This window comes from Streptomyces lienomycini (assembly GCF_027947595.1).
GTDB lineage: Bacteria > Actinomycetota > Actinomycetes > Streptomycetales > Streptomycetaceae > Streptomyces > Streptomyces lienomycini.
Map to the genome: position 1 here is coordinate 752,851 of NZ_CP116257.1, position 22,551 is coordinate 775,401.

The following is a 22,551-nucleotide window of genomic DNA, read 5'->3' on the forward strand; positions in this document are numbered from 1 at the left end:
CGGTCAGCCCGCCTGGGCCGCCGCCGACGCCTGGGCCTCGCCGCGGCGGCGGATCTGCCGGAAGGCGAACTCGGCCAGGTCGTCGCCGGCCTTGAACACGCCGGTGGACTTCTCCGTGACGTCCTTGCCGTTCGTGAAACCGGCGACGGTGAAGTAGGCGTAGCGACCGTAGGAGTTGGTGGTGGAGCGGCAGACGGCGCCGGTGCAGAAGGGCTTGACGCCGCCGCCGGACAGGGAGCGCACGATGCTCTTCTTGTCGGCGTCCGTCTTCGCCTTGGCGGCCTGCGCCTCGGAGTCGAAGACGGCCACACCGACCGTCACGGCGGTGTCCCCCTGGGTGTACGTGACGCGGAGCAGGCGCGTGCACTTGTTGGTGTCCAGGACCTTCGGCAGCGTGCCCTGGACGGCGGAGCCGCAGGTGCGGGTGTCGGCCGTCGGGCCCTTCTTGTAGACGGTCTCGCCCATGGTCAGCTGGGTTCCGGAGAAGAGCAGGTCCGGGCTGAGCGGGGCGGTGTCCTTCTTGGCGCTGGAGACGAAGTCCTTCGGGTCCAGCGGCGGCGGGGCGCTGGTCGGGGCGAAGGACGGCTGCGTGGCCGTCGCACTCGGTATGTCCGCCGTCGAGGGGAGCTGCGAGGCGGGGCCGTCGGATGCCTGGTCGGAGCCGTTCGCCGAGACGACGGCCACGGCGACGGCACCGGCTATCGCCACGGTGGCCAGCGCGCCGCCACCGATGAAGAGCAGCCGGCGCCGCTTGGCACGGGCCTCGGACGCCTCGGCGAGGGCGGCCCAGTCCGGGGTGTTGTCGCCGTCACCACTGTTCCAGGGCTGCTGCGACTGCTGGGGCTGCGGCTGCTGCGATTGCGGTTTCCAGGGATCCCACTGCGACTGAGGTCCCCCCTGCCCAAAGCTCATGGGCGGCATCTTAGACGGGCCGAAGGGCGCGCTGGTGCGGGGACTTGAGGGGCGCAGGGCCTAGCGTTCCGTTCATGCGGACGGGCAAAAGCGACATCTCCGGGTGGTTGGTGCGGCCGGCGGGAGGGCACCTGTGGGCGGTGCTCGTGACGGTGCTGGCGGCCTGCGCCGCACACGCGGCGCGGGTGGGCCCGGACGGGGGGATGGACAACGCGATCGTCGTGCGGGCCGCCCGCACCTGGCTGGCCGGCGGCTCCCCCTACGACGACCCGCACTTCCTCTACCTGCCGAGCGCGGTCCTGGCCGCCGTCCCGCAGGCCCTGCTGCCCGGGGCGGTGCTGCGGGTGCTGGTGCCGTGCGCGGTGACCGTCCTGCTGGCGCTGGCCTGGGCCTGCGCGCTGCTCCTGCACCGCGTGCCGCTCGGCAGCCGGCTCGCGGCCCTCGGACTGACCGGGCTCGCGCTGGGCTTCGCGCCCTTCGGGCACCTGGTGCGGCTCGGCAACTGGACGGTGACCGCGACGGTGGCGCTGCCGCTGGCCCTGCTGCTGGCGAGCCGGGGGCGGTGGACGGCGGCCGGGGCGGTGATCGGCGCCGCCGTGGCGCTCAAGCCGCTGCTCGCGCCGGTCGTCCTGCTCTTCCTCTTCGCCGGGCGCCGGCGGGCGCTGGCCGCGGCCGTCCTGGTGCCCGCGCTGGCCTCCGGCGCGGCGGCGCTGGCGATGCCCGACCCGGCCGGCTTCTTCACCCGCACCCTGCCCTTCCTGCTGCACGGCGACGACGGCTTCGTACGGCTCTACGAGGCGTCCCCGGCGGCCGTACTGCCCCGGCTCGGGGTGCCCCCGGCGCTCGCGCAGGGGCTCGCGGCGGCGGCGGCGTGCGCGGGGGTGCTCTGCGCGTACCGGCGCTGGCGCCGCACCGACCCCGGCCCGCTGCGGCTCGCGGAGACCGGCGCGGGCCTGATGCTCTCGGCGTTCCTCGTGTCCCGGCCGTCCTACGACCACTACCTCCTGGTCGCCCTGCCGCTGCTGCTCGCCGGGCTGCCGTACGCCGGGTCGGTGGCCCGCGGGGTGTGGTTCTGGATCTCCCTGGTGCCCCAGGTACCGGGGCTGACCTGGCCCTGGCTGGAATCGGAGCGGCGGCGGGCCTTCCGGGACGCCTTCACGCTGTGTGTGCTGGCGGTGACGGTCGCGCGCCGGAGCCTGGCCGCCGGGCCGGGTGCCGGGGGCCGGATTCCCCCGGGGCGGGCGCCAGAGCCCGAGCGGGCGCCCGCGGCCCCGTTTTGACCCGGCAGCCGGGGCCCGGGTACTCTGCACAGTCGTATGTGTATTGGCTTGCTCATTCTCACGTGAGGGGCCCTTACACCGGTCCACCGGGACCGATGACCAGCGACCTGCACGCGGTATGCGTCACCGCGGTGCGGTCAGGGCTGTCGTGATCGTCTTCGGTGACCATGTCAGGACCACTCACTGAAGAAGCGAAGGCTACGAACCGTGCGTACGTACAGCCCCAAGCCCGGCGATGTGACGCGCCAGTGGCACGTCATCGACGCCCAGGACGTAGTCCTGGGTCGTCTGGCCACCACTGCGGCCTCCATCCTGCGCGGCAAGCACAAGCCGATCTACGCGCCCCACGTCGACACCGGTGACTTCGTCATCATCATCAACGCCGACAAGGTGCACCTCTCCGGCAACAAGCGGACCCAGAAGATGGCGTACCGCCACTCCGGCTACCCGGGCGGTCTGCGCTCCGTGCGCTACGACGAGCTCCTGGACAAGAACCCGGAGAAGGCAGTGGAGAAGGCCATCAAGGGCATGCTCCCGAAGAACTCCCTGGGCCGTCAGATGCTCTCGAAGCTGAAGGTCTACAAGGGTGACCAGCACCCGCACGGCGCGCAGCAGCCGCAGCCGTTCGAGATCACCCAGGTCGCGCAGTAGTTCCGGCCACCCTTTAAGACTGAAGAGAATCTGAGGAGCATCGTGGCCGAGACCACTCCCGAGACGACTCCCGAGCAGCCGCTCGAAGAGCTCGACATCGACAGCTACACCACCGAGTCCGAGGTGCCCGTCGAGGGCGAGTACACCTCGGAGTCCATGGCGTCCGCGTTCGGCGAGCCCCAGCCGGCCGCCGGCCTGGGCCGCCGCAAGAACGCCATCGCCCGTGTCCGGATCGTCCCGGGCACCGGCAAGTGGAAGGTCAACGGGCGCACGCTCGAGGACTACTTCCCGAACAAGGTGCACCAGCAGGAAGTCAACGAGCCCTTCAAGGTGCTCGAGCTGGACAACCGCTACGACGTCATCGCCCGCATCTCCGGCGGCGGCGTCTCCGGCCAGGCCGGTGCGCTCCGTCTCGGTGTCGCCCGCGCGCTGAACGAGGCCGACGTGGACAACAACCGCGGCGCGCTCAAGAAGGCCGGTTACCTCAAGCGTGACGACCGTGCGGTCGAGCGCAAGAAGGCCGGTCTGAAGAAGGCCCGCAAGGCCCCGCAGTACAGCAAGCGCTAAGTCGTACCGGCTGGTACCGGCTGTACTCCGAACGCCCCGGCGGCACGCCACTGTGCTGCCGGGGCGTTCGTTTATCCCCGTCGTTGGGCGTATAACGGCACAAGACGTTCTAAGGCTTATGTGATCGACGGTCGGGCGATGCGGCCCGGGCCTTCGGGAGCCGACTGTGTGGGCCGCACCGGCAGCCGCTTCCGGAATTGACGTTTCCTCAGGAGGACAAGTGGGACGACTCTTCGGCACGGACGGCGTGCGCGGTGTCGCCAACGCGGATCTGACGGCCGAGCTGGCGCTGGGCCTCTCCGTCGCCGCGGCGCACGTACTGGCCGAGGCGGGCACCTTCGCCGGGCACCGGGCGACCGCGGTGGTCGGCCGGGACCCGCGCGCCTCCGGGGAGTTCCTGGAGGCCGCGGTGGTCGCGGGCCTGGCCAGCGCCGGCGTGGACGTGCTGCGGGTCGGCGTGCTGCCGACGCCCGCGGTGGCCCACCTCACCGGCGCGCTCGGCGCCGACCTCGGCGTGATGCTGTCCGCGAGCCACAACGCCATGCCGGACAACGGCATCAAGTTCTTCGCCCGCGGCGGCCACAAGCTCGCCGACGAGCTGGAGGACCGCATCGAGTCCGTCTACGCCGACCACCGCACCGGCGCCCCCTGGGACCGCCCGACCGGCGCCGGCGTCGGCCGCGTCCGCGACTACGACGAGGGGCTCGACCAGTACGTCGCCCACCTCGTCGGGGTGCTCCCGAACCGCCTCGACGGCCTGAAGATCGTCCTGGACGAGGCGCACGGCGCGGCCTCCCGGGTCTCGCCGGAGGCGTTCGCGCGGGCCGGCGCCGAGCTGGTCACCATCGGCGCGGTGCCCGACGGCCTCAACATCAACGACGGCTGCGGCTCCACCCACCTCGACCTGCTCAAGGCCGCCGTCGTCGAGCACGGCGCCGACCTCGGCATCGCCCACGACGGCGACGCCGACCGCTGCCTGGCCGTGGACCACACCGGCGCGGAGGTCGACGGCGACCAGATCCTCGCCGTACTCGCCCTGGCGATGCGGGAGCGGGACGCGCTGCGCTCGGACACGGTCGTCGCGACCGTCATGTCCAACCTGGGCTTCAAGCTCGCCATGGAGCGCGAGGGCATCCGGTTCGTGCAGACCGGCGTCGGCGACCGGTACGTCCTGGAGGCGATGAAGGAGCACGGCTACGCCCTGGGCGGCGAGCAGTCCGGCCACGTCATCGTCCTCGACCACGCCACCACCGGCGACGGCACCCTGACCGGCCTGATGCTGGCGGCGCGGGTCGCCCAGAGCGGCCGTACGCTGCGCGACCTCGCGGGCGTCATGGAACGGCTGCCGCAGGTGCTGATCAACGTGCCGGACGTGGACAAGTCGCGGGTCGAGACCTCCGCGGAACTCGCCACGGCCGTCGTCGAGGCCGAGCGCACCCTCGGCGAGACGGGCCGTGTCCTCCTGCGCCCCTCGGGCACCGAACCCCTGGTACGCGTCATGGTCGAGGCCGCCGACATCGACCAGGCCCGCTCCGTGGCGAGCCGCTTGGCCGACGCGGTGAAGTCGGCGCTGGGCTGAGCGGACGGATACACGTGAGGGGCGGGCCCGACGGGGCCCGCCCCTCACGCGTTCAGGACGCCATCCGCTCCGATGCCCGCCAGGAGCCGGCCGGGCGGGGGGACGCGGGGTGGCGCCAGCGGGCCAGGGGGAGCACCGGGGCGGGGGTGGAGTGTTCCTCCGCGCGGTGGTGGAGGAGGGAGAGGACCACGGTCACGGCCGCCAGTTCCTCCGGGGTCGGGTGGCCCGCGACGACTTTCCACAGGGTTTCCTCGAGGGGTGTCGCTTCTGCCGGCACAGGAGTCTCCGTTCGTGGCGGGTGGGCGGGCGAGCGGGCGAGCGGGCTGGGGAGGGGTAAGGGGCGGCCGGCCTCGGGGATGTAGGCCGGCCGCCGGTTCGGGGGCGGGGCGCAGGGCTCGGGGAGCCGCACCCCGCCGGGTCGTGCGCGGGTCAGGAGCCGATCGTCGCGTGCGGAGGCGTACCGGCCGCCTTGCCGGTGGCCGCGTCCGCCGGGCGTGCCGCGGCCGGGTCCGCTCCGGTCGCCGCGGCCTCGGCCGCCTCCGCCTCGGCGGCGGCGCCCACCGGGCGCAGGCCCGTCGGGATCAGCATCGAGGCCACCGCCGCGGACAGGACCACCGCGGCGCCGACCCAGACCGCCGGCACCAGGCCGTCGACGAAGAGCTGCGGCGTCTCGTAGCCGCCCTGCGCGGCGAAGACCGCCGCCAGTACGGCCACGCCGAGCACGCCGCCGAGTTCGCGGCCCGCGTTGTTCACGCCGGACGCGATGCCCTCCTGGTCGCGGCGGACCGAGGAGAAGACCATGTTCACGACCGGCGCGTAGAACAGCGACATGCCGACGCCGAGGATGGCGAACGGGGCCACCAGCGATCCGTATCCCACGGTCGGGCTGGCGATCAGGGCGAACCAGCCGAGGCCGATCGCCTGGAGGACGAAGCCGATCGCCAGGATGATCCGGCCGCCGAAGCGGTCGGACAGGGCGCCGGCGATCGGGGCGACCACCATCGGCATCGCGGTCCACGGCAGGGTCCGCAGACCGGCCTCCAGCGGCGAGTAGCCCTGGGCCGTCTGGAGGAACTGGGCGACCAGGAAGATCGCGCCGAACATGCCGAAGTACATCAGCACGGACGCCAGGTTGGTCATCGAGAAGGCACGGCCGCGGAAGAGGCCCAGCGGCAGCATCGGGTGCCGGACGCGGTTCTCCCAGACCAGGAACGCCAGGATCAGCGCCCCGCCCACGACGAAGCCGGCCAGGACCTCGCCCGACGTCCAGCCGATGGCACCGCCGCGGACCAGACCGAGGACCACGCCGAACAGACCGAGGCTGAGCAGCGCGGTGCCGACCAGGTCGAGCTTGGCGGCGGCGCCCCGGCTCTCGGCCAGCCACAGCTTGGACAGCGGGAGCAGCACCAGGCCGAGCGGCACGTTGATCCAGAAGATCCACTGCCAGGAAGCGCCCTCCACGATCGCGCCGCCGACCACCGGGCCGAGCGCGATGGCGAGACCGGCGACCGCGCCCCAGGCGCCCAGCGCCGCCCCGCGCTTGGCGGGCGGCACGGCCGCGGAGAGCAGGGTCAGGGTCAGCGGGACCACGATCGCGCCGCCGACGCCCTGGACGGCGCGGGCGACGATCAGCTCGTTCGCGGTGTCCGACATGGCGGCCACGGCCGAGGCCGCGGTGAAGACCGCCGTGCCGATCATGAACAGGCGGCGACGGCCGAAGCGGTCGCCCAGTGCGGAGCCCGTCATCAGGAACACGGCGAACGTCAGGGTGAACGCGTTGACCGTCCACTCCAGTTCGTCGAGCCCCGCGTTCAGGTCGTCACGGATCGCCGGAAGCGCCGTCGTGACCACCAGGTTGTCGAGGGAGGTGATGAACATCGCCACGGCGGCGATGACGAAGGTTCGGACGGGATGGCCCTGTGTCTGGGCACTCATGGTTGGTCCTCTCACATGTCGCGTCACATGTCGCGCAGGAAATCCCTGGCTTGCCGGAGAATGCGATTACGGGTGGGGCCGATGGAGCCGCGCGGCATCGCGAGCGCCACGCTGATCGCGTCGTAACTCATGGGGGGATCGCGGAGCAGCAGTCCCAGCAGTGCCTGGTGCCGTGCCGGCAGGTGCCGGACCGCCTTGCGGACGAGGTCGCCCTCCGCCCGGTTCAGTACCGTCTCTTCCGGAGTGGTCTGGTGCCCGGTCTCGTGGGTGAACTCCGAGAGGTCGTCGACGAGGTGGTACCTGCCGCTGCTGCCCGACACCCGGAGCGCCTCACGGCGGGCCGTGGTGACGATCCAGGCACCGAGCCGGCCCGGGTCGTTGAGTGAGCCGATGTTCTCTATGACCCGCAGCCAGGTGACCTGGCAGACGTCCTCGCAGTCGGCGGGCCGCAGCCCGTGCGAACGGGCGACCGTCCAGACCACGGCCCGGTGCCTCTGGATGAGACGCGCCCACGCCGCCTGGTCGCCCGCACAGCAGGCGTCCACCAGCTCCGCCGGTGACTCCGGCATGTCGAACCCGGTCGCGGTGGTGCTCGTTCCGGTCCGGGTCCCGGTGGTACCGACCACGTCGAACCTCCTTCGGTCCTCCCCGCAGGGACCTGTCGAACTCTCTTGTGCCACACCCGGGTAGCAGGTCACTGGACGCCCGGTAGCCGGGCGCCGTGCTCGGAAGTAGCGGCTCGGAGGCGGCGGCGAAACGGCGTGCGTGGCCGGTATCCGTACGCCGGTTCACGCCCTCTGTCGGGTGACGCTCGCCCCGCCGGCCGGTCGGCCCGCCGGAGGTGGTGGGCGACGCACCGAGAGGGGAATCACGAATGATCACGGATGAGTACGCCCGGACCCTCGCGTCCGTCAACGACCGGATCCGCGACCTCAAGGACAGCGGCTACTACACCTTCGAAATGCCCTTCACCGCCGCTCCGGGCGGCCGGTCGGAGATCGACCACCGCGAGGTCATCATGCTGACCAGCGGCAACTACCTCGGTCTCGCCGGGCACCCGGAGATCAACAAGGCGGTCAAGGACGCCCTGGACACCTATGGCACCGGCGCCTGCGGGGCCCGGCTGAACAACGGCACCACCGTGCTCCACTTGGAGCTGGAGGAGAAGCTCGCCGAGTGGATGGGCACCGAGGCCGCCCTCACCTACAGCTCCGGCTACATGGCCAACCTCGGCACGATCTCCGCCCTGTGCGACGGCGACACGGTCGTCATCACGGACCAGATCAACCACATGAGCATCCTCGACGGTTGCCGGCTGGCCGAGGGCAGCGTGAAGATTTTCCAGCACAACTCCATGGAGAAGCTGGAGTACATCCTGCGGCGCAACGCGGACGCCCGGAAGAAGTTCGTCGTGGTCGACGGCGTCTACTCCATGGACGGCGAGATCGCGCCGCTGGACGACATCCACCGCCTCACCGAGCAGTACGGCGCGATGCTGATGGTCGACGAGGCCCACGGCACCGGGTTCCTCGGCGAGAACGGCCGGGGCGCGGGCGAGCACTTCGGGATCGTCCCCGACATCACCATGGGCACCTTCAGCAAGACCTTCGGCGGAGTCGGCGGGTTCGTCACCGCGAACCGCGACATCGTCGAGTACCTGCGCCACTCGGCGCACGCCTACATGTTCAACGCGAGCCTGCCCGCGCCGACCGTGGCCGGTGTGCTCAAGGCCCTGGAGCTGATGCGCCGCGAGCCCTGGCGCACCGAGAAGCTCTGGGAGAACACCATGCGCTTCCGCTCCGGGCTCATCCGCGCCGGTTTCGAGGTGCTGGGCAGTGTCACGCCCGTCATCCCGATCCTCGTCGGCGACGACATCGCCGCGCTGCGCATGTCCAAGGAGCTGATGGCCGACGGCCTCTACATCTCCGGTGCGATCTTCCCCGCGGTGCCCAAGGGACGGGCCCGGTTCCGGGCCACGGTCACCGCCGCGATGACGACCGAGGACGTGGACCGCGCCGTCGAACTCCTGGGTGACGCCGCCCGGCGGCACAACGTACTGGCCTGAGGGGACGTAGAGACAGATGACCATCACACAGACCGAGGCGCTCGCCGCGCGGAAGGCCACCGCCGCCGGCCGGCGCGCGCTTCAGGCGCAGGGCGTCTACCTGGGCACCACCGGTGCCGACCTGCGCACCGCCTTCCTGTTCCCCGGCCACGGCGCCCAGTACCCGGACATGTTCGCCGACCTCGCCGCCGAGAACCCGGTGGCCGCCCGGACGTTCGAACGCATCGACGAGATCTACCGCTCGCTGGCCGGACACACCCTGACCAGCCGGATGTTCGGCTTCGGCGGCAACGACCCGGCCAAGGAGCTCCAGGACCCCGTGGTCATGCAGCCCGCGATCTTCGCCGGCAGCATGGTCGTGCACCGCGTCCTGGAGAGCCAGGGCATCACCGCCGACACCTACATCGGGCACAGCCTGGGCGAGATCAGCGCCCTCGTGGCGGCCGGCGCGCTCTCCCTGGAGGACGGCGTACGCGCGGTGTACGGGCGGGGCCTGGCCGTCAAGGTCGTCCCCGAGGACCGGCGCGGCGGCATGCTGAGCCTGCACACCGACAGCGACCGCAGCCGCGAGCAGCTCGCCCGCCTGCTGCTGTTGCTGCGCGGCGGCCAGAACGGCTACCTGGTGCGCAGCCTCGTCAACTCGCCCGACCAGACGGTGCTCTCCGGCGACTCGGCCGCGATCGACCGGGCCGCCGAGCTGTGCCGGGAGCGCGGCATCAAGGCCACCCGGCTCAGGGTCTCGCACGGCTTCCACTCCGACCTGCTCACCGACGCCGTACCGCACCTGGAGCGCACCCTCGCCGCGCTCGACTGGCGTGCCCCGCGGGCCCCCGTGCTGTCCACGGTGATCGGCGACTACTACACCGAGCAGGACGTCCCGGACCTGCCGCTGCTGCTCGCCCGCCAGCTGGTCACGCCGTTCAGCTTCCAGGACCTGGTGGGGCGGCTGCACGCGGACGGCCTCAACAGCTTCGTCGAGGTCGGCCCCAAGTCGATCCTCTCCGGGCTGACCGAGCGGATCCTCGCCGACGCCGACGGGGACGTGCTGGTCACGCCGACCAACATCCAGTCGCTGGGCGGCGTGGAGAGCATGCGCCGCTTCACCGCCTTCGCCGAGGTGCACGAGCTGACCGGCCGCGGCGGGCCGCAGCCGGACGCGGCCCCGCGCGAGCCGGCGGGCGACGGCGCCCCGGACCCGGTCCACCTGCGCGAGGAACTCCTCCAGGTGGTGGCCCGCACCACCGGCTACCCCGTACGGCTCCTCGACCCGGCCCAGCTGATGGGCGCGAGCCTCGGCCTGAGCCCCCGGGTGCGGGAGGAACTGGCCGCCGCGCTCGCCGCCCACCTCGGGCTGGCGGACACGGTCGTGCCCACCGAGTCGGACGCCCCGCTCGGGCACCTGCTCGACCGGCTCGTCGACGCCTCCCGAGGGGTGAGCGCCCCGGCCGCGACGGCACGGGAGACCGCCGCAGCACCGGACACCCCGGCCCAGGCGACCCCGGCGGCCGCGCCCGTCCCGGACGCACCGGTCGCGTCCGCCGCCGGGGCCCCGGAGGCCCCGGAGTCCGTGGAGCCCGCGGGGCCTGCCGTGGTGACGGCGGAGGTGCTGGCCGAGGCGGAGCGGGTGGTGTGGGAGGTCGCGGAGGCGAAGACGGGGTATCCGGCGGATCTGCTGGAGGCGGATCTGGATCTGGAGGCGGATCTGGGGATCGACTCGGTGCGGCAGGCGGAGATCCTGGGTGAGGTCCGTGAGGTGCTGGACCTGCCGGTGGTGGAGGACGTCGACACGGCGTCGCTGAACACCCTGCACCGCATCGCCGAGTTCGTCGCCGGACTCCGCGCCGCCACCCTGCCCGCACCGGTCGCGTCCGCCGCCGGGGCCCCGGAGGCCCCGGAGTCCCCGGCGTCCGTGGAGCCCGTGGGGCCCGTGGGGCCTGCCGTGGTGACGGCGGAGGTGCTGGCCGAGGCGGAGCGGGTGGTGTGGGAGGTCGCGGAGGCGAAGACGGGGTATCCGGCGGATCTGCTGGAGGCGGATCTGGATCTGGAGGCGGATCTGGGGATCGACTCGGTGCGGCAGGCGGAGATCCTGGGTGAGGTCCGTGAGGTGCTGGACCTGCCGGTGGTGGAGGACGTCGACACGGCGTCGCTGAACACCCTGCACCGCATCGCCGAGTTCGTCGCCGGACTCCAGGCCGCCACCGGCCGCAGCCCGCGCGGCGGCGGCGCCTCGGACCCGGGCGGCGGCGACGGCGGATCCGACGACAGCCACATACCCGGGGCAGCGCCCGCCCGGCCGGTGCTGCCGCCCGTCCTGGAGCGCACGGTCGACAGGATCGCGGGGCGGTACGTCCCCCTCGCGGTCGAGAGCCCGCTCGACCACCCCGGCGCCCGGCCGTTCCCCCTGGACGGCAAGGCGGTCGTGGTGATCACCGGACGGGACACGGCCCTCGCCCGCGAGGTGCTCCCGCGTCTCGCCGAGCGCGGCGCGCACCCCTGCGTCGTGGCACCCGAAGGGGCCCCGCTCCCGGACGACTGGCCCACCGCCCGCGCCGACTTCACCGACCACGACTCCCTGGCCCGCGCACTGGACAGCGCACGCGAGGGCCGCGAGGTCCAGGTCGTCGTCAACCTGCACCCCTACGGCGGCGGGCCCGACCCGGTCGCCGCGACCACCTCCTTCGACCGTCCCGCCGACGAGTGGAGCGCCGTCTCCGACGAGCACTTCACCGTCAACCTGCTGGCCGCCAAGGCCTACTTCGCCGACCTCACCCGGGCCGGCGCCGACGGCGCCTGGTTCGCCGCCACCGCGGTCGGCGGGGTCTTCGGCCTGGAGGCCGACGGCGCGATGGACCCCCTGGGCGGCCTGACCGCCGGCTTCGCCAAGAGCCTCGACCTCGAACTCCCGGACACCCGCGTCAAGGTCGTCGACTTCACCGAGGGCGACGCCCCCACCGCGGCCGGTCTCCTGCTGGCCGAGCTGGGCACCGACGCGGAGCCCACCGTCGAGGTCGGCCACCTGCGCGGGCTGCGCAAGATCGTCCAGGTGCTCCCGCACGAGATCGGCACCCACGAACGGCAGCGACCGCTGAGCCTCGAACCGGGCAGCGTCGTCGTCTTCTCCGGCGGCTCGCGCGGCATCACCTACGCCTGCGCCAGGGAACTGGCCCACCTGGACGGCGTACGGGTGGTCGTCCTCGGCCGCACCCGGCCCGCCGAGGGCACCGAGGACTGGATGGCGCTGGACGACGAGGGCTTCGCCGCACTCGGCCGGAGCTGGTTCCCGCAGGCCAAGAAGAAGAACCCCGCCATCACCCCCGTCGAGGCGAAGAAGCAGTTCGGGGCCCTCGCCAACGCCCGTGAGCTGTACCGGAACATCCAGGAACTGCACGCCGTCAACCCGCTGTGCGTCTACGAGGTCTGCGACGTGTCCGACGGCGACCAGGTCGCCGCGACCATCGGGGCCCTGCGGGAGCGGTACGGCCGGATCGACGGCGTCGTGCACGCCGCGGGCCTGGACTCGGTCGCCGCGGTCCCCAAGAAGGCACTGGACCACGCCCGGCACGTGGTCCGGGTCAAGGCCGACGGGGCCCACCACCTCTGGCACGCCGTCAAGCACGACGACCTGAAGTTCTTCGGCTTCTTCGGCTCCTTCCTCGGCCGCTTCGGCATGGACGGCCAGGTCGACTACACCGCCGGCGCCGACCTCGTGTCCAAGCTCTCCGCGCTGCTGTCCCGGCGCAACCCCGGCCTGCGCGTCTTCACCCTGTGCTGGACGGGCTGGGCCGACGTCGGCATGGCCGCCACCGAGGCCGTGCGGCGCGTCCAGGAGCAGGGGCGCGGACTGCGCTACCTGAGCGTCGAGGAAGGCGTCCAGCACTTCGCCCGGGAGGTCTTCCAGGGCGGAGACGACCCCGAGGTGCTGGTCTTCGGCGAGATCGGCAAGAACAGCTACGGCGGCCAGGACGCCTCGATGGACGCCGCCCGCACCGGGGTGGGCGTCCCCGTCGGCCCCGACGGCAGCGTCCGGGACCGGATCGCGCTGCCCCTGCTCGACACGGTCTCGGAGGTCACCGGCGTCCGGGTCAGGGCCGCCAAACGGCTCGATCCGCGCGCCGACCGCTACCTCGACGACCACCGGGTCAAGGGCGCCGGGACCTACCCCGGCGTGCTGCACATCGAGGGGCACGTGCAGGCGGCCGGACTGCTGGTGCCGGAGCACACGGTTGTCGCCGCGGAGAACGTCGAGTTCCTCAAGTTCGTCAAGCACCTGCCGAACTTCCCGACCCGCCTGGCCTTCGAAGCCGAAGCCGAAGCCGAAGCCGAAGCAGCGGCAGCGGCACCGTCGGGCGCCGAAGCGGAGCGGGACGAAGGGACCCGCCGGATCCGCGCGGAGATCCGCTCCGACCTGGTCACCGCCGACGGCCGGGTCCTGGAGACCGGCCGGCTCCACTCCCGCGGCACCTACCTCTTCGCGCGCCGGCCGGCCGACCCGCCCCCGCCGGACCCCGGACTCGCCGCGCTGGTCGAGGAGTCCGCCAAGCTGGACATCGACCGGTTCTACGCCCGGGCCGCCCGGCAGATCACCTTCGGCCCGCGCTTTCGCCAGGTACGGCGGATCGGGTTCGTCGGCGACGTCGAGGCGGGCCGGACGGTGAGCGAGATCGTGGTCGACGCCGGACGCGGACTGTTCTCCTCCGTGTCCACGCCCCGGCTGCGGACCCTGCCCCTCGTCATCGACAACGCGTGGCGGTCCACCCTGCTGTGGGCCTACCACCACCTGGGCAGCCACGTCGTGCCGGTGTCCATCGCGGCGATGCGCTTCTACCGCGTACCGCTGCCGGGGGAGACCGTGCACTCCGACTCCACCGTCGCGGCGGACCCGGGCGGCAAACCCGGTGACCTGCGCGTCGGCACCGTGATCAGGGACGCCGCGGGCCACGCGCTCTGCGAGATACGGGACCTGGTCGTCACACAGGTGGGGCGGGATGAGGGCGATACGCGTCTCCTGGACTGAGACCGCCTGGCCGGGCAGCGGGACCCCGCTGCCCGGGGGCGGCACCGTGACCGTCGAGTGGCTCCCCATCGAGCAGGTCCGCGGGGACTACGCGGCCGCCCCCGCGGCCTACCCGGCGCACTACCTGGCCCCGCCCGAACTTCCGGTCCTCACCCGGATCGCCGTACCCAAGCGGCGGGTCGAGTGGCTCGCCGGACGGGTCGCGGCCAAGCGCCTGGTGTGCCTGGCCCTGGAACGCGCCGGGGTGCCCGTGCTCCCCGGCGAGCTGGCCGTCCTCGGCAACAAGCCCGGGGGCCGGGCGGGCAAGCCGGAACTCACCTGGTGCGCCCCCGGGCTCGCCGACCGGGCCGGCCGGCACGTCACGGACATCTCGCTCGCGCACACCCTCCGGTTCGCCGTGTGCGCGGTGGCCCGCGGCGGCCGGGTGGGCGTGGACCTGGAACCGCTGCGCGGCTTCGGTCCGGTGCTGCGCCGCACGGTCTTCACCGACCACGAGAGCGCCCTGGCCGAGAGCGTGTTCCCGGCCTTCGACACCGGCCACCGCGGCGCCGCGCTGTGGGTGGTCAAGGAAGCACTGCTCAAGGCGTACGGCATCGGCTTCGCACACGGCTGGGGGACCGCCCGGCTGCGCGCGGCCACCGAGGACGCCGGCGTCTTCGACATCACCCTCCCCGCGGGGGCCGATCCGGGTCACCGGGTCGCCGTCCGCTACGGCCGGGTCACCGACCACATCTTCGCCATCGCCTCCGTGGCCCCCCGGCCACCGGACGGCCACCAGCAGAAAGGGCAGCTCCGTGCCTGGGACTGAATACGAGGGGTTCGACCCCGTCGCCATCGTGGGATACGGCTGCGTCTTCCCACCGGACTCGTACGACGCGGACACGTTCTGGCGCAACATCCTCGGCGGCCGGATCGGCATCGGCTCACCGCCGTCCGAGCGCTGGGACTGGGAGAACTACCACGACGAGGACAAGCGCGTCGTGGACAAGACCTACTGCCGCTGGGGAGGCTTCCTCGACGACTACGCCGGACCGACCGGCCTGGACGAGCTGACCCGCATCGGCCGGGAGGGCGTCGCCGAGCTGAACCGCACCCAGCTCATGGTGCTCGACACCGTGCTCCAGGCCCTGCGCATGTCCGGGTACAGCCCGAGCCGGCTGACCTCCACCGACACCGCGCTGTTCGTCGGCAACATGCTGGGCGACGAGGCCGTCATGGAGTCCTCGCTCACCTTCCGGTCCGCCGAGGTGCTGCACCACCTGCGCGGCAGCGAGGCCTTCCGGCGGCTGGACGGCGACCGGCGGGCGGCCCTGGAGAGCGGCTTCCCGGCCGCCGTCAGGAACCGGCTCTACGACGCCGACAGCGGACCCGCCGCGCACGTCTTCCAGGTCAGCGTCGCCAAGTCGGTCGCCCGGCTGATCGGGCTGCCGGGACCGGCGGCCATCGGCGACGCGGCCTGCGCCTCCGGCCTCACCGTGATCGACACCGCCGTCAAGTACCTCCAGGACGGCAGCCACGACATGGTCCTGGCCACCGGCGTGCAGGGCAACATGAACATCACGGGCAACGTGTGCTTCGCCAAGATCGGCGGCCTGTCCGCCACCCGCAGCACCCCCCTGGACGAGGGCGCCAGCGGCCTCATCAACGGCGAGGGCTCCGGCACCGTCCTGCTGAAGCGGCTCAGCGACGCCGTCCGCGACGGCGACACCATCGCCGGGGTGATCCGCGGCGTCGCCACCCGCTGCGACGGCAAGGGCAAGGCGATCTACGCACCGTCCTCGCGCGGCCAGGTCGCCGCGATGCGCCGCGCCCTCGACCTCGCCGGAGTGGGCCCGGGGGAGCTGGACTACGTCGAGACCCACGCCACCGCCACCTCCACCGGCGACCTCGTCGAGGTCGGCTCCCTCCAGCAGCTGTACGAGGGATCCGGCACGGCACCCGCCTCCATCCGGCTCGGCTCGGTCAAGGCCCAGATCGGGCACACCTTCTCGGCGGCCGGCATGGCCAACCTGCTGAAGATCCTGCTCGCCTTCCAGCACGAGACCGTGCCGCCCACCCACGCCTTCACCCGCGCCCCCGAGGCCATGAAGCTGGACGGCTCGCCGTTCCGGGTGCCCGTCGCGGCCGAGCCGTGGCAGGCCCCGCAGGAGTGCCGGCCCCGCCGGGCGCTGACCAACGCCTTCGGCTTCGGCGGCGTCAACACCAGCGTCGTCGTCGAGCAGTACGACCCCGTGCACCACGCCGACGCCGCCCTGGAGCAGCAGAGTCACACCGGCAGCGGCCGCAGCACCGCGGGCGACCCCCTCGCGGTCCTCGGCATCGGCTGCGTCGCCCCCTACGCCCGGGACACCGCGGGCCTGGTCGCCGAACGGCAGCCCGGCGCCGGGGTCACCGGCTTCCCCGGGGACCGCTGGCACCCGGACGCCGCGCGGATCTACGACCCCGAGGGCACCTGGCGCGGCGGAGTCGTCACCGACCTGGACTTCCCGTGGCGGACCTTCCGCATCCCGCCCAACATCCTGGAGGACCTGGACCGGGCGCAGCTGCTGTCGGTGATGGCCGCCGCGCAGGCGCTGGACGAGTACGGCGCGGTCCCGGCCGACCGGGTCGGCACCGGCGTCTTCGTCGGCGCCACCTGCGGCCTGGAGTCCGGCCTCAACCGCAACTTCCGCATCCGGCTGGTGGAGTTCGAGCGGGCCCTGGAGGAGGTGCCCGAGTACCGGGAGCTGGACGAGCGGACCCGGGCCGAACTGGTCGAGGCCTACACCGCCGAGGTCCACCGCTACATCCCGCCCACCCGGGAGAACGCGCTGCCCGGCTACATGGACAACATCACCGCAGGCCGCATCCAGAACATCTTCGACCTGCGCGGCCCCGGCGTCGTCATCGACGACGACCTGTGCTCCTTCGGCACGGCGCTCGGCCTCGCCAAGCGCAACCTGGAGCAGGGGGAGTGCGACGTCGCCCTCGTCGGCGGGGTGCACGCCAACCTCACCCCCGAGTTCACCCAGCTCTTCGAGCGCCGGCTCCGGGAGGCCGGACACGACACCGAGGGCCTGACACCGGGAGAGGGCGCCGCCTTCCTCGTGGTGAAACCGCTGGGCAAGGTCACCGAGGACGAGAAGGTCCTCGCCGTGATCGACGGGGTCGGCTGCGCCGACGCCGACATCCCGGTCGCCCGCCCCGGCGTCCCCTTCTTCTACGGCGCCGACGGCGCCCTGCGCTCGGTCGAGGTGATCGCCCGGATGCGCGCCGAGGAGCAGGGCGCCGACCGCCCCGACCTGGTCCGGGTCAAGCTCCCGCAGATCGAGTCCGGCTGGGGCTACGCGCTGCGCATCCGCCGCGACGACTCGGTCGTCGGCGACGAGGAGCCCGCCGTGCCCGAGCACAGCCCGCAGACCGTCGCCGCCTCGCCCGACGACCCCGGCACCGGCTACCTCGTCGCCCCCACCTACGAGCAGCTCCTGGCCCAGCTGGAGCAGCTGGCGCGCGGGGAGCTGGTCCCGCTCGACCGCATCGGCTCCCCGGCACCGGGCGGATACCGGCTCGGCTTCAGCTACGCGTCGTGGGTCGACCTCGCACGCAAGGCCCAGCTGACCCTGCGTCTGCTGCGTTCCGACAGTTCCGGCACTCCCGCCGTCCCCTCCACCGTCACGAGGTGAATCCCGTCATGGCAACCACCATCCAGCCGGTCCGCTCCGAGGAGCGGATCGCCCGGCCCGTCCACCCCTGGCTGCGCAGCCTGTTCTTCTGGCCGGTCCTCGTCCACTGCCTCCTCAGCTTCGTCCCGCTGTTCTTCCTCAGCTCCCGCACCGGCGACTTCTTCGCCTGGGAGACCGGCAACTCGCTGACCGCCGCCGCGCTGGGCGCCGGGTACGCGGGCGCCTGCACCATGTTCCTGCTGACCCTGCCGGAGAAGGACTGGACGAGCGCCCGCGGCACCGTCTTCGCCCCGATCACCCTGCTGCTGTCGGCGCTGATCCTGGCCGGCTTCTACGCCGACCAGTTCCACTTCACCGAGGGCCCGGCCTTCGCCCGGGTCTTCGCCTGGCTGTGGCTCGCCTCCCTGGTGGTCTTCCAGTTCACCTGCCTCGTCGTCTACCGGGTCCACAACCGCGGCCCCAAGGTCGCCGACCCGCGCCGGCCCGCCCCCATGAGGTCCGACGTCAGCATCCCGACGGCCATCATGGGCGCCGTCCTGTGGGGGCTGGCCTTCGCCCTGTGGATCGCCCCCGAGGCGGTCGGCGACGCGTGGGCCTGGCAGCTGGAGCCGCTGGACGCGCGGATGCTCGGCGCCTGGTTCTTCGCCTTCGGCGCGGGCGCCTGGCAGGCCCTGTGGGAGCACGACCTGCACCGCATGCGGGCCGGCTTCCTCACGGACGTCACCCTCAGCGTCCTGTCGATGGCCGCACTCGGCCTGTACGCCGACGACGTCCGCTGGGGCAACGCGCTCACCTGGGTCTACATCGTCGTGCTGGTCGGTCTGCTGGTGGCCGGCCTCACGGGCCGCTTCATGGCGCTGCCGGAGGCGCTGGAAGCGGAGCGGCAGGCGCGTGAGGAGGAGCCCGCACGCGCCTGACGGCCCGGTCGCCGGGGCCCTGGAGCAGGCCCCGGCGACCCGGCCCGGCACCACCCCGACGCCCCCCACGAGCCCTCCACGAGCCGCGACGAGCCACCACGTGCCCCGACGACCCAGGGAGACCGCCATGCTCGAACAGACCCGGCACGCCGTGCGAGGCCTGCCCCGGTCCGTCGAAGGACTGGAACACATCCCCGCGCACGGCCCCCTCGTGGTGCTGGCCGGCGGAGACGGCCGACGGCCGCTGGACGCCGTGCTGTCCGCGGTGCGCGGCCGCCCCGCCCGCCGGCTCGACGGACCGCGGGCCCTGCACGCCCTCGCCTACGACGAGGCCGTCGTCGTCCGCGGGTCGCGGACGCCGTGGCCACGGCGGAGCGGGCCTCGGCCCCCGTCCTCCCGGTCGTCCTGTGGCAGGACGGCCACCACACCCGCGTCGTCGCGGGCCCGCCGCTGCCGCGGCACCCGCCCGAGCCACCGGCCGGCCCCCGGGCCGAGCACCCGGCGGAGCGGCTGGCCCGGGACCTCGCCATGGATCCGGCGGAGCGCCTGGCCCGGGACCTCGCCCCGGACCCCGCCGAGAGTGCCGCACGGGACCGGGTCGAGGCCGGGCACGAGGCTCTGGCCCGGCTGGTGGAGCGGGCCAGGAAGCCCGCGTGGCCCGCCGGGCCCCGGTCCGCCCGGGCCGCCGCCCGGCACCTCGACCGGGTCTTCGAGGCGCTGCTCAGCCGCACCGACCCGCTGCCCGACCACGTGCTGTACGAGCAGGCGGCGCTGCTGATCGCCCTCGGCCGCCTCGGCGACCGGCACAACCTCGACCTGCGGGTGGGCCGGCTGCGGCTGACCGCGCTGCGTCACGAGAACCACCCCCTGCCGGTCAAGGCCGCCGCGCTGTGGCGGCTGCGGGCGGGGACCGAGGAGGCGCTGCGCCGGGACCCGGACCACCTGATGGCCAACTACCTGCTGGGCCGCTGGCACCTGTCCGCGCCCCGCCTGCTGGGCGGCCGCCGGGACACCGCCGTCGTCCACCTGGAGCGGGCCGAACGGCTCGGCCGGGGCGACACCCGCTACGTCCTCGGCCATGCCGAGGCCCTGCTGGCCGCCGATCGCCCCGCCGACGCGCTGTCCGCGCTGGAGCGGGTCATCGAGGCCCCCGCCGACCAGCCCCGCACCCAGCGCCGCCGCCAGTCGGCGATCCGGATGAGCCGCGCCCTGCGGCACGGCCACGCCCCCGGCCGACCGGCACGTCCGGCCGGTCCGCGGGCCCGAGTGAAGGGGTGACACGACGATGGACCCGTACAAGGGAAGCTTCAAGGTCGGCGAGACGGTGTCGACGTCGTTCCGCCACTGGGTCGCCCGGCGGCACGTGGACGCGGTGGAGGGCCTCGGGCACATCCCCGCCGAGGGCCCCTTCATCGTGGTCTCCAACCACCTCAGCTTCTTCGACCACTACCTGCTGGAGACCGTCCTCTACGGCGCGCGCGGCCGGCACGTCTACTTCCCGGCCAAGGCGGCGAACTTCCACCACCCCGTCAAACGGCTGGTCCGGATGAGCGTCGGCTGCATCCCCCTCGACAGCGACCGGCCCGACCGCAACGCCCTCACCGCGATGAAGGAGGTCCTGGAGGGCGGCGACGTGCTCTGCACGTACCCGGAGGGCACCCGCTGGACCGGCGGCGGCCTGGCCCCCTTCCACGACGGTCCCTTCTACTTCGCCGTACGCACCGGCGTCCCGGTCGTCCCGGTGATGATCCACGGCGCCGACCGCATCCTGCCCAAGGGCGAGGTCGTACCCCACCGGGCCACCGCACGCCTGGTCTTCGGCCCGCGGCTGACCGCCGCACCCCGCGGACGCACCCGCGCCGCCGTCATCGCCGACCTGCGCACCCGCACCCGGGACCGGATGGAACGGCTCGGCGAACGCGCCCGCACGGCCCACGGCCGGCCGGACGAGGACGCCGCCCTGGCCGTCCGCGCGCGGGCCGAGGAGATCGCCGCCGCCGCCTGCGTACGGGGCCGCGGCCTCGACCGCACCGAACAGCGCCGGATCGCCGTACTGCACAGCCTGGCCCGGGCCACGGCCGCCCCGCGCACCGCCGCCCCCGCTCCCGCGCCCGTCGCGGCGACGGCTTGAGGCCCGCCCCGGCCACGAGGAACCAGGAACCAGGCAACAGGCCCCAGGACCCAGGACCCAGGAACGAGGAGACATGCGCAGAAACATCCTGATCACCGGAGCGAGTTCGGGTCTCGGCCGCGGCATGGCCCGCGCGTTCGCCGCCCGGGGACGGAACCTGGCCCTGTGCGCCCGCCGCGCCGACCTGCTGGCGGAGGTCCGCGCCGAACTGGCCGCCGCCTACCCGGACGTCCGGGTCGCGGTGCGCCGTCTCGACGTGCGGGACTACGAGGCCACCGCCGCCGCCTTCCGGTCGGTGCGCGAGGAACTCGGCGGCCTGGACCGGGTCGTCGTCAACGCCGGCCTCGGCGCCGGAGTCTCCGTGGGCACGGGCGGCTTCGCGACCAACCGGGCCACCGCCGAGACCAACTTCGTGGCCGGGCTGGCCCAGTGCGAGGCCGCCATGGAGATCTTCCGGGAACGGGGCGAGGGCCACCTCGTGGTGATGTCCTCGGTCAGCGCCGTGCGCGGCATGCCCCGGCACCTCACCGCGTACGCCGCCTCCAAGGCCGCCGTCGCCACCCTCGCCGACGGCATCCGCGCCGACACCGTCGGCACCCGCCTGAAGGTCACCACGCTCTTCCCCGGCTACATCCGCACCGAGATGAACGAGGACCTGGACAGGACGCCGTTCATCATCGACCGGGACAAGGGCTGCGAGCTGCTGGTCCGGGCCATGGACCGCGAACCGGCCAGGGCCCACGTGCCCGCCTGGCCCTGGGCGCCGGCCGGTGCCGTACTGCGCCGCCTTCCCGTCGCCCTCGTAGCGAAGTCGGTGTAGCCCATGACCCCCACCGTGACCACCCCCACCATGGCCGCCACGCACACCCCGGCCACCGAGCGCCACGGCAGCGCACTGGTCGTCTTCGAGGGCAGCCGCCGCATGCTGTGGCGCAGGCCCGGACCGGGCCGCTGGCGCCCCGCCGGGATCTGGCCGGAGGCCGCCGAGGCCGCCGCGCTCGCCGCGCACCTCGCCGCCCGCCGCAACCTCCTGGTCGTCCTCGACGGCACGGAACACACCGTCAGCCTGCTGCTCGAGGAACTCGCCGCGGCCCCCGCCTCGGTACGCCGGCTGGCCCCGGGCCCGCACCGCGACGAACCCGTCGACGTCCGCATCCCGGTCCTGGACTGGCTGCCCGCACCGCTGCGCCACCCCGGCCTCGCGTTCCTGCGCACCGGCCGCGAGGCGGCGCGGCGGACCCCCGCCGCGCTGCTGCCGCCCCTGCTGCTCGACGAGCCCGCACCGGACCGCCCGTACCTGAGGTTCGCCCTGCGGACACAGCGCGGCGGCGTCGGCCCGGGACGGCTGGCCGACGCCGTGAACCACCTGTTCGGGCCCGTCAGCCGGGCAGGGGACCGGCGTCCCTGAGCGCCTCCTGGTCGATCAGCCGCCGGTCCGCCTCCTCCCAGGTCGGCGGCTGCCCTCCGGCCTGCTTCCACGAGGTGAACAGCGACTCCCGCATCGCGGGCTTCAGCTTCGTCATCACCGACAGGTGCGGCTCGGTGCGGACGTACGCCTGGAGCGCCTTGTGGTCCTCCCAGACCGACAGCGTCCAGAACGTCTTGTGCCACGGGTCGGCACGCAGCCCGACACCGACGTTGCCGGGGGAGCGCTGGGCCTGCCGGTAGACGCTCCCGGACAGGTAGAAGAAGCGCGGCACCCGCACCAGCGACTTCAGCTTCAGCCGGGACGCCATGACGACGACCTGGCCGCTCCCGGTCCCGGCCGCCGGCCCGCTGGACCAGGGAAGGGTGTGACTCATCGGATCTCTCCTCATCGAGTGCTTGCGCGTGAGTGC

Annotated in this window: 18 protein-coding genes; 13 read left to right on the forward strand and 5 right to left on the reverse strand. The window is 73.3% G+C overall.

What is annotated here, in order from left to right; all coding sequences use genetic code 11:
- Positions 1-3: 3 nt before the first annotated feature.
- Positions 4-912, reverse strand: coding sequence for a hypothetical protein (locus BJ961_RS03685; protein ID WP_271319860.1), 909 nt, complete (start codon positions 910-912; stop codon positions 4-6).
- Positions 913-986: 74 nt separating this feature from the next.
- Here BJ961_RS03685 and BJ961_RS03690 point away from each other — a divergent pair, with 74 nt between their 5' ends.
- The 4 genes from BJ961_RS03690 (at position 987) to glmM (ending at position 4,989) form a co-directional block, all read left to right on the forward strand.
- Positions 987-2,192: a glycosyltransferase 87 family protein gene (locus tag BJ961_RS03690; RefSeq protein WP_271319861.1), complete on the forward strand. Its 1,206-nt coding sequence runs from the start codon at positions 987-989 to the stop codon at positions 2,190-2,192.
- A gap of 207 nt (positions 2,193-2,399) precedes the next feature.
- Complete coding sequence (gene rplM, locus BJ961_RS03695) at positions 2,400-2,843, forward strand: 50S ribosomal protein L13 (RefSeq protein ID WP_003974239.1); 444 nt, start codon at positions 2,400-2,402, stop codon at positions 2,841-2,843.
- Between the two features lie 42 nt (positions 2,844-2,885).
- Entirely contained in the window at positions 2,886-3,410 is a 525-nt protein-coding gene (gene rpsI, locus BJ961_RS03700) for a 30S ribosomal protein S9 (RefSeq protein WP_153178381.1), read from the forward strand.
- 220 nt (positions 3,411-3,630) lie between these two features.
- The gene (gene glmM / locus BJ961_RS03705) at positions 3,631-4,989 is read left to right on the forward strand and encodes a phosphoglucosamine mutase (protein ID WP_271319862.1); all 1,359 of its coding nucleotides are present in this window, start codon (positions 3,631-3,633) and stop codon (positions 4,987-4,989) included.
- A 52-nt stretch (positions 4,990-5,041) separates the two neighbouring features.
- Here the strand turns inward: glmM and BJ961_RS03710 are convergent, their stop codons facing one another.
- From BJ961_RS03710 to BJ961_RS03720, 3 genes are all read right to left on the reverse strand, one after another.
- Positions 5,042-5,266 (reverse strand): acyl-CoA carboxylase epsilon subunit, encoded by a 225-nt coding sequence (locus tag BJ961_RS03710; protein WP_271319863.1) that lies wholly within the window; start codon positions 5,264-5,266, stop codon positions 5,042-5,044.
- 152 nt (positions 5,267-5,418) lie between these two features.
- Positions 5,419-6,924, reverse strand: coding sequence for a DHA2 family efflux MFS transporter permease subunit (locus BJ961_RS03715; protein WP_271319864.1), 1,506 nt, complete (start codon positions 6,922-6,924; stop codon positions 5,419-5,421).
- A gap of 23 nt (positions 6,925-6,947) precedes the next feature.
- Entirely contained in the window at positions 6,948-7,550 is a 603-nt protein-coding gene (locus tag BJ961_RS03720) for an RNA polymerase sigma factor (protein WP_271319865.1), read from the reverse strand.
- Between the two features lie 248 nt (positions 7,551-7,798).
- Here BJ961_RS03720 and BJ961_RS03725 point away from each other — a divergent pair, with 248 nt between their 5' ends.
- The 9 genes from BJ961_RS03725 (at position 7,799) to BJ961_RS03765 (ending at position 22,121) form a co-directional block, all read left to right on the forward strand.
- Complete coding sequence (locus BJ961_RS03725) at positions 7,799-8,989, forward strand: aminotransferase class I/II-fold pyridoxal phosphate-dependent enzyme (protein WP_271319866.1); 1,191 nt, start codon at positions 7,799-7,801, stop codon at positions 8,987-8,989.
- 16 nt (positions 8,990-9,005) lie between these two features.
- Entirely contained in the window at positions 9,006-14,003 is a 4,998-nt protein-coding gene (locus BJ961_RS03730; RefSeq protein WP_271319867.1) for an SDR family oxidoreductase, read from the forward strand.
- Entirely contained in the window at positions 13,975-14,811 is an 837-nt protein-coding gene (locus BJ961_RS03735; RefSeq protein WP_271319868.1) for a 4'-phosphopantetheinyl transferase family protein, read from the forward strand. Before BJ961_RS03730 ends, BJ961_RS03735 begins: the two co-directional genes overlap by 29 nt.
- Positions 14,798-17,665, forward strand: a complete 2,868-nt coding sequence (locus tag BJ961_RS03740) for a beta-ketoacyl synthase N-terminal-like domain-containing protein (protein WP_271319869.1) — start codon at positions 14,798-14,800, stop codon at positions 17,663-17,665. The genes BJ961_RS03735 and BJ961_RS03740 overlap by 14 nt, the downstream gene beginning before the upstream one ends.
- Before the next feature lie 8 nt (positions 17,666-17,673).
- Positions 17,674-18,582, forward strand: coding sequence for a hypothetical protein (locus BJ961_RS03745; RefSeq protein ID WP_271319870.1), 909 nt, complete (start codon positions 17,674-17,676; stop codon positions 18,580-18,582).
- A 360-nt stretch (positions 18,583-18,942) separates the two neighbouring features.
- Positions 18,943-19,860 (forward strand): tetratricopeptide repeat protein, encoded by a 918-nt coding sequence (locus BJ961_RS03750; RefSeq protein WP_271319871.1) that lies wholly within the window; start codon positions 18,943-18,945, stop codon positions 19,858-19,860.
- A gap of 7 nt (positions 19,861-19,867) precedes the next feature.
- Positions 19,868-20,713, forward strand: a complete 846-nt coding sequence (locus BJ961_RS03755; RefSeq protein WP_271319872.1) for a lysophospholipid acyltransferase family protein — start codon at positions 19,868-19,870, stop codon at positions 20,711-20,713.
- Between the two features lie 73 nt (positions 20,714-20,786).
- On the forward strand, positions 20,787-21,533 hold the full coding sequence (locus BJ961_RS03760; protein ID WP_271319873.1) for an SDR family oxidoreductase: 747 nt from the start codon (positions 20,787-20,789) through the stop codon (positions 21,531-21,533).
- 3 nt (positions 21,534-21,536) lie between these two features.
- The gene (locus tag BJ961_RS03765) at positions 21,537-22,121 is read left to right on the forward strand and encodes a hypothetical protein (protein WP_271319874.1); all 585 of its coding nucleotides are present in this window, start codon (positions 21,537-21,539) and stop codon (positions 22,119-22,121) included.
- On the opposite strand, the gene BJ961_RS03770 is transcribed toward BJ961_RS03765, so the two are convergent.
- Complete coding sequence (locus tag BJ961_RS03770; protein ID WP_271319875.1) at positions 22,093-22,515, reverse strand: DUF3291 domain-containing protein; 423 nt, start codon at positions 22,513-22,515, stop codon at positions 22,093-22,095. The two genes, BJ961_RS03765 and BJ961_RS03770, sit on opposite strands and share 29 nt — an antisense overlap.
- Positions 22,516-22,551 lie beyond the last annotated feature (36 nt).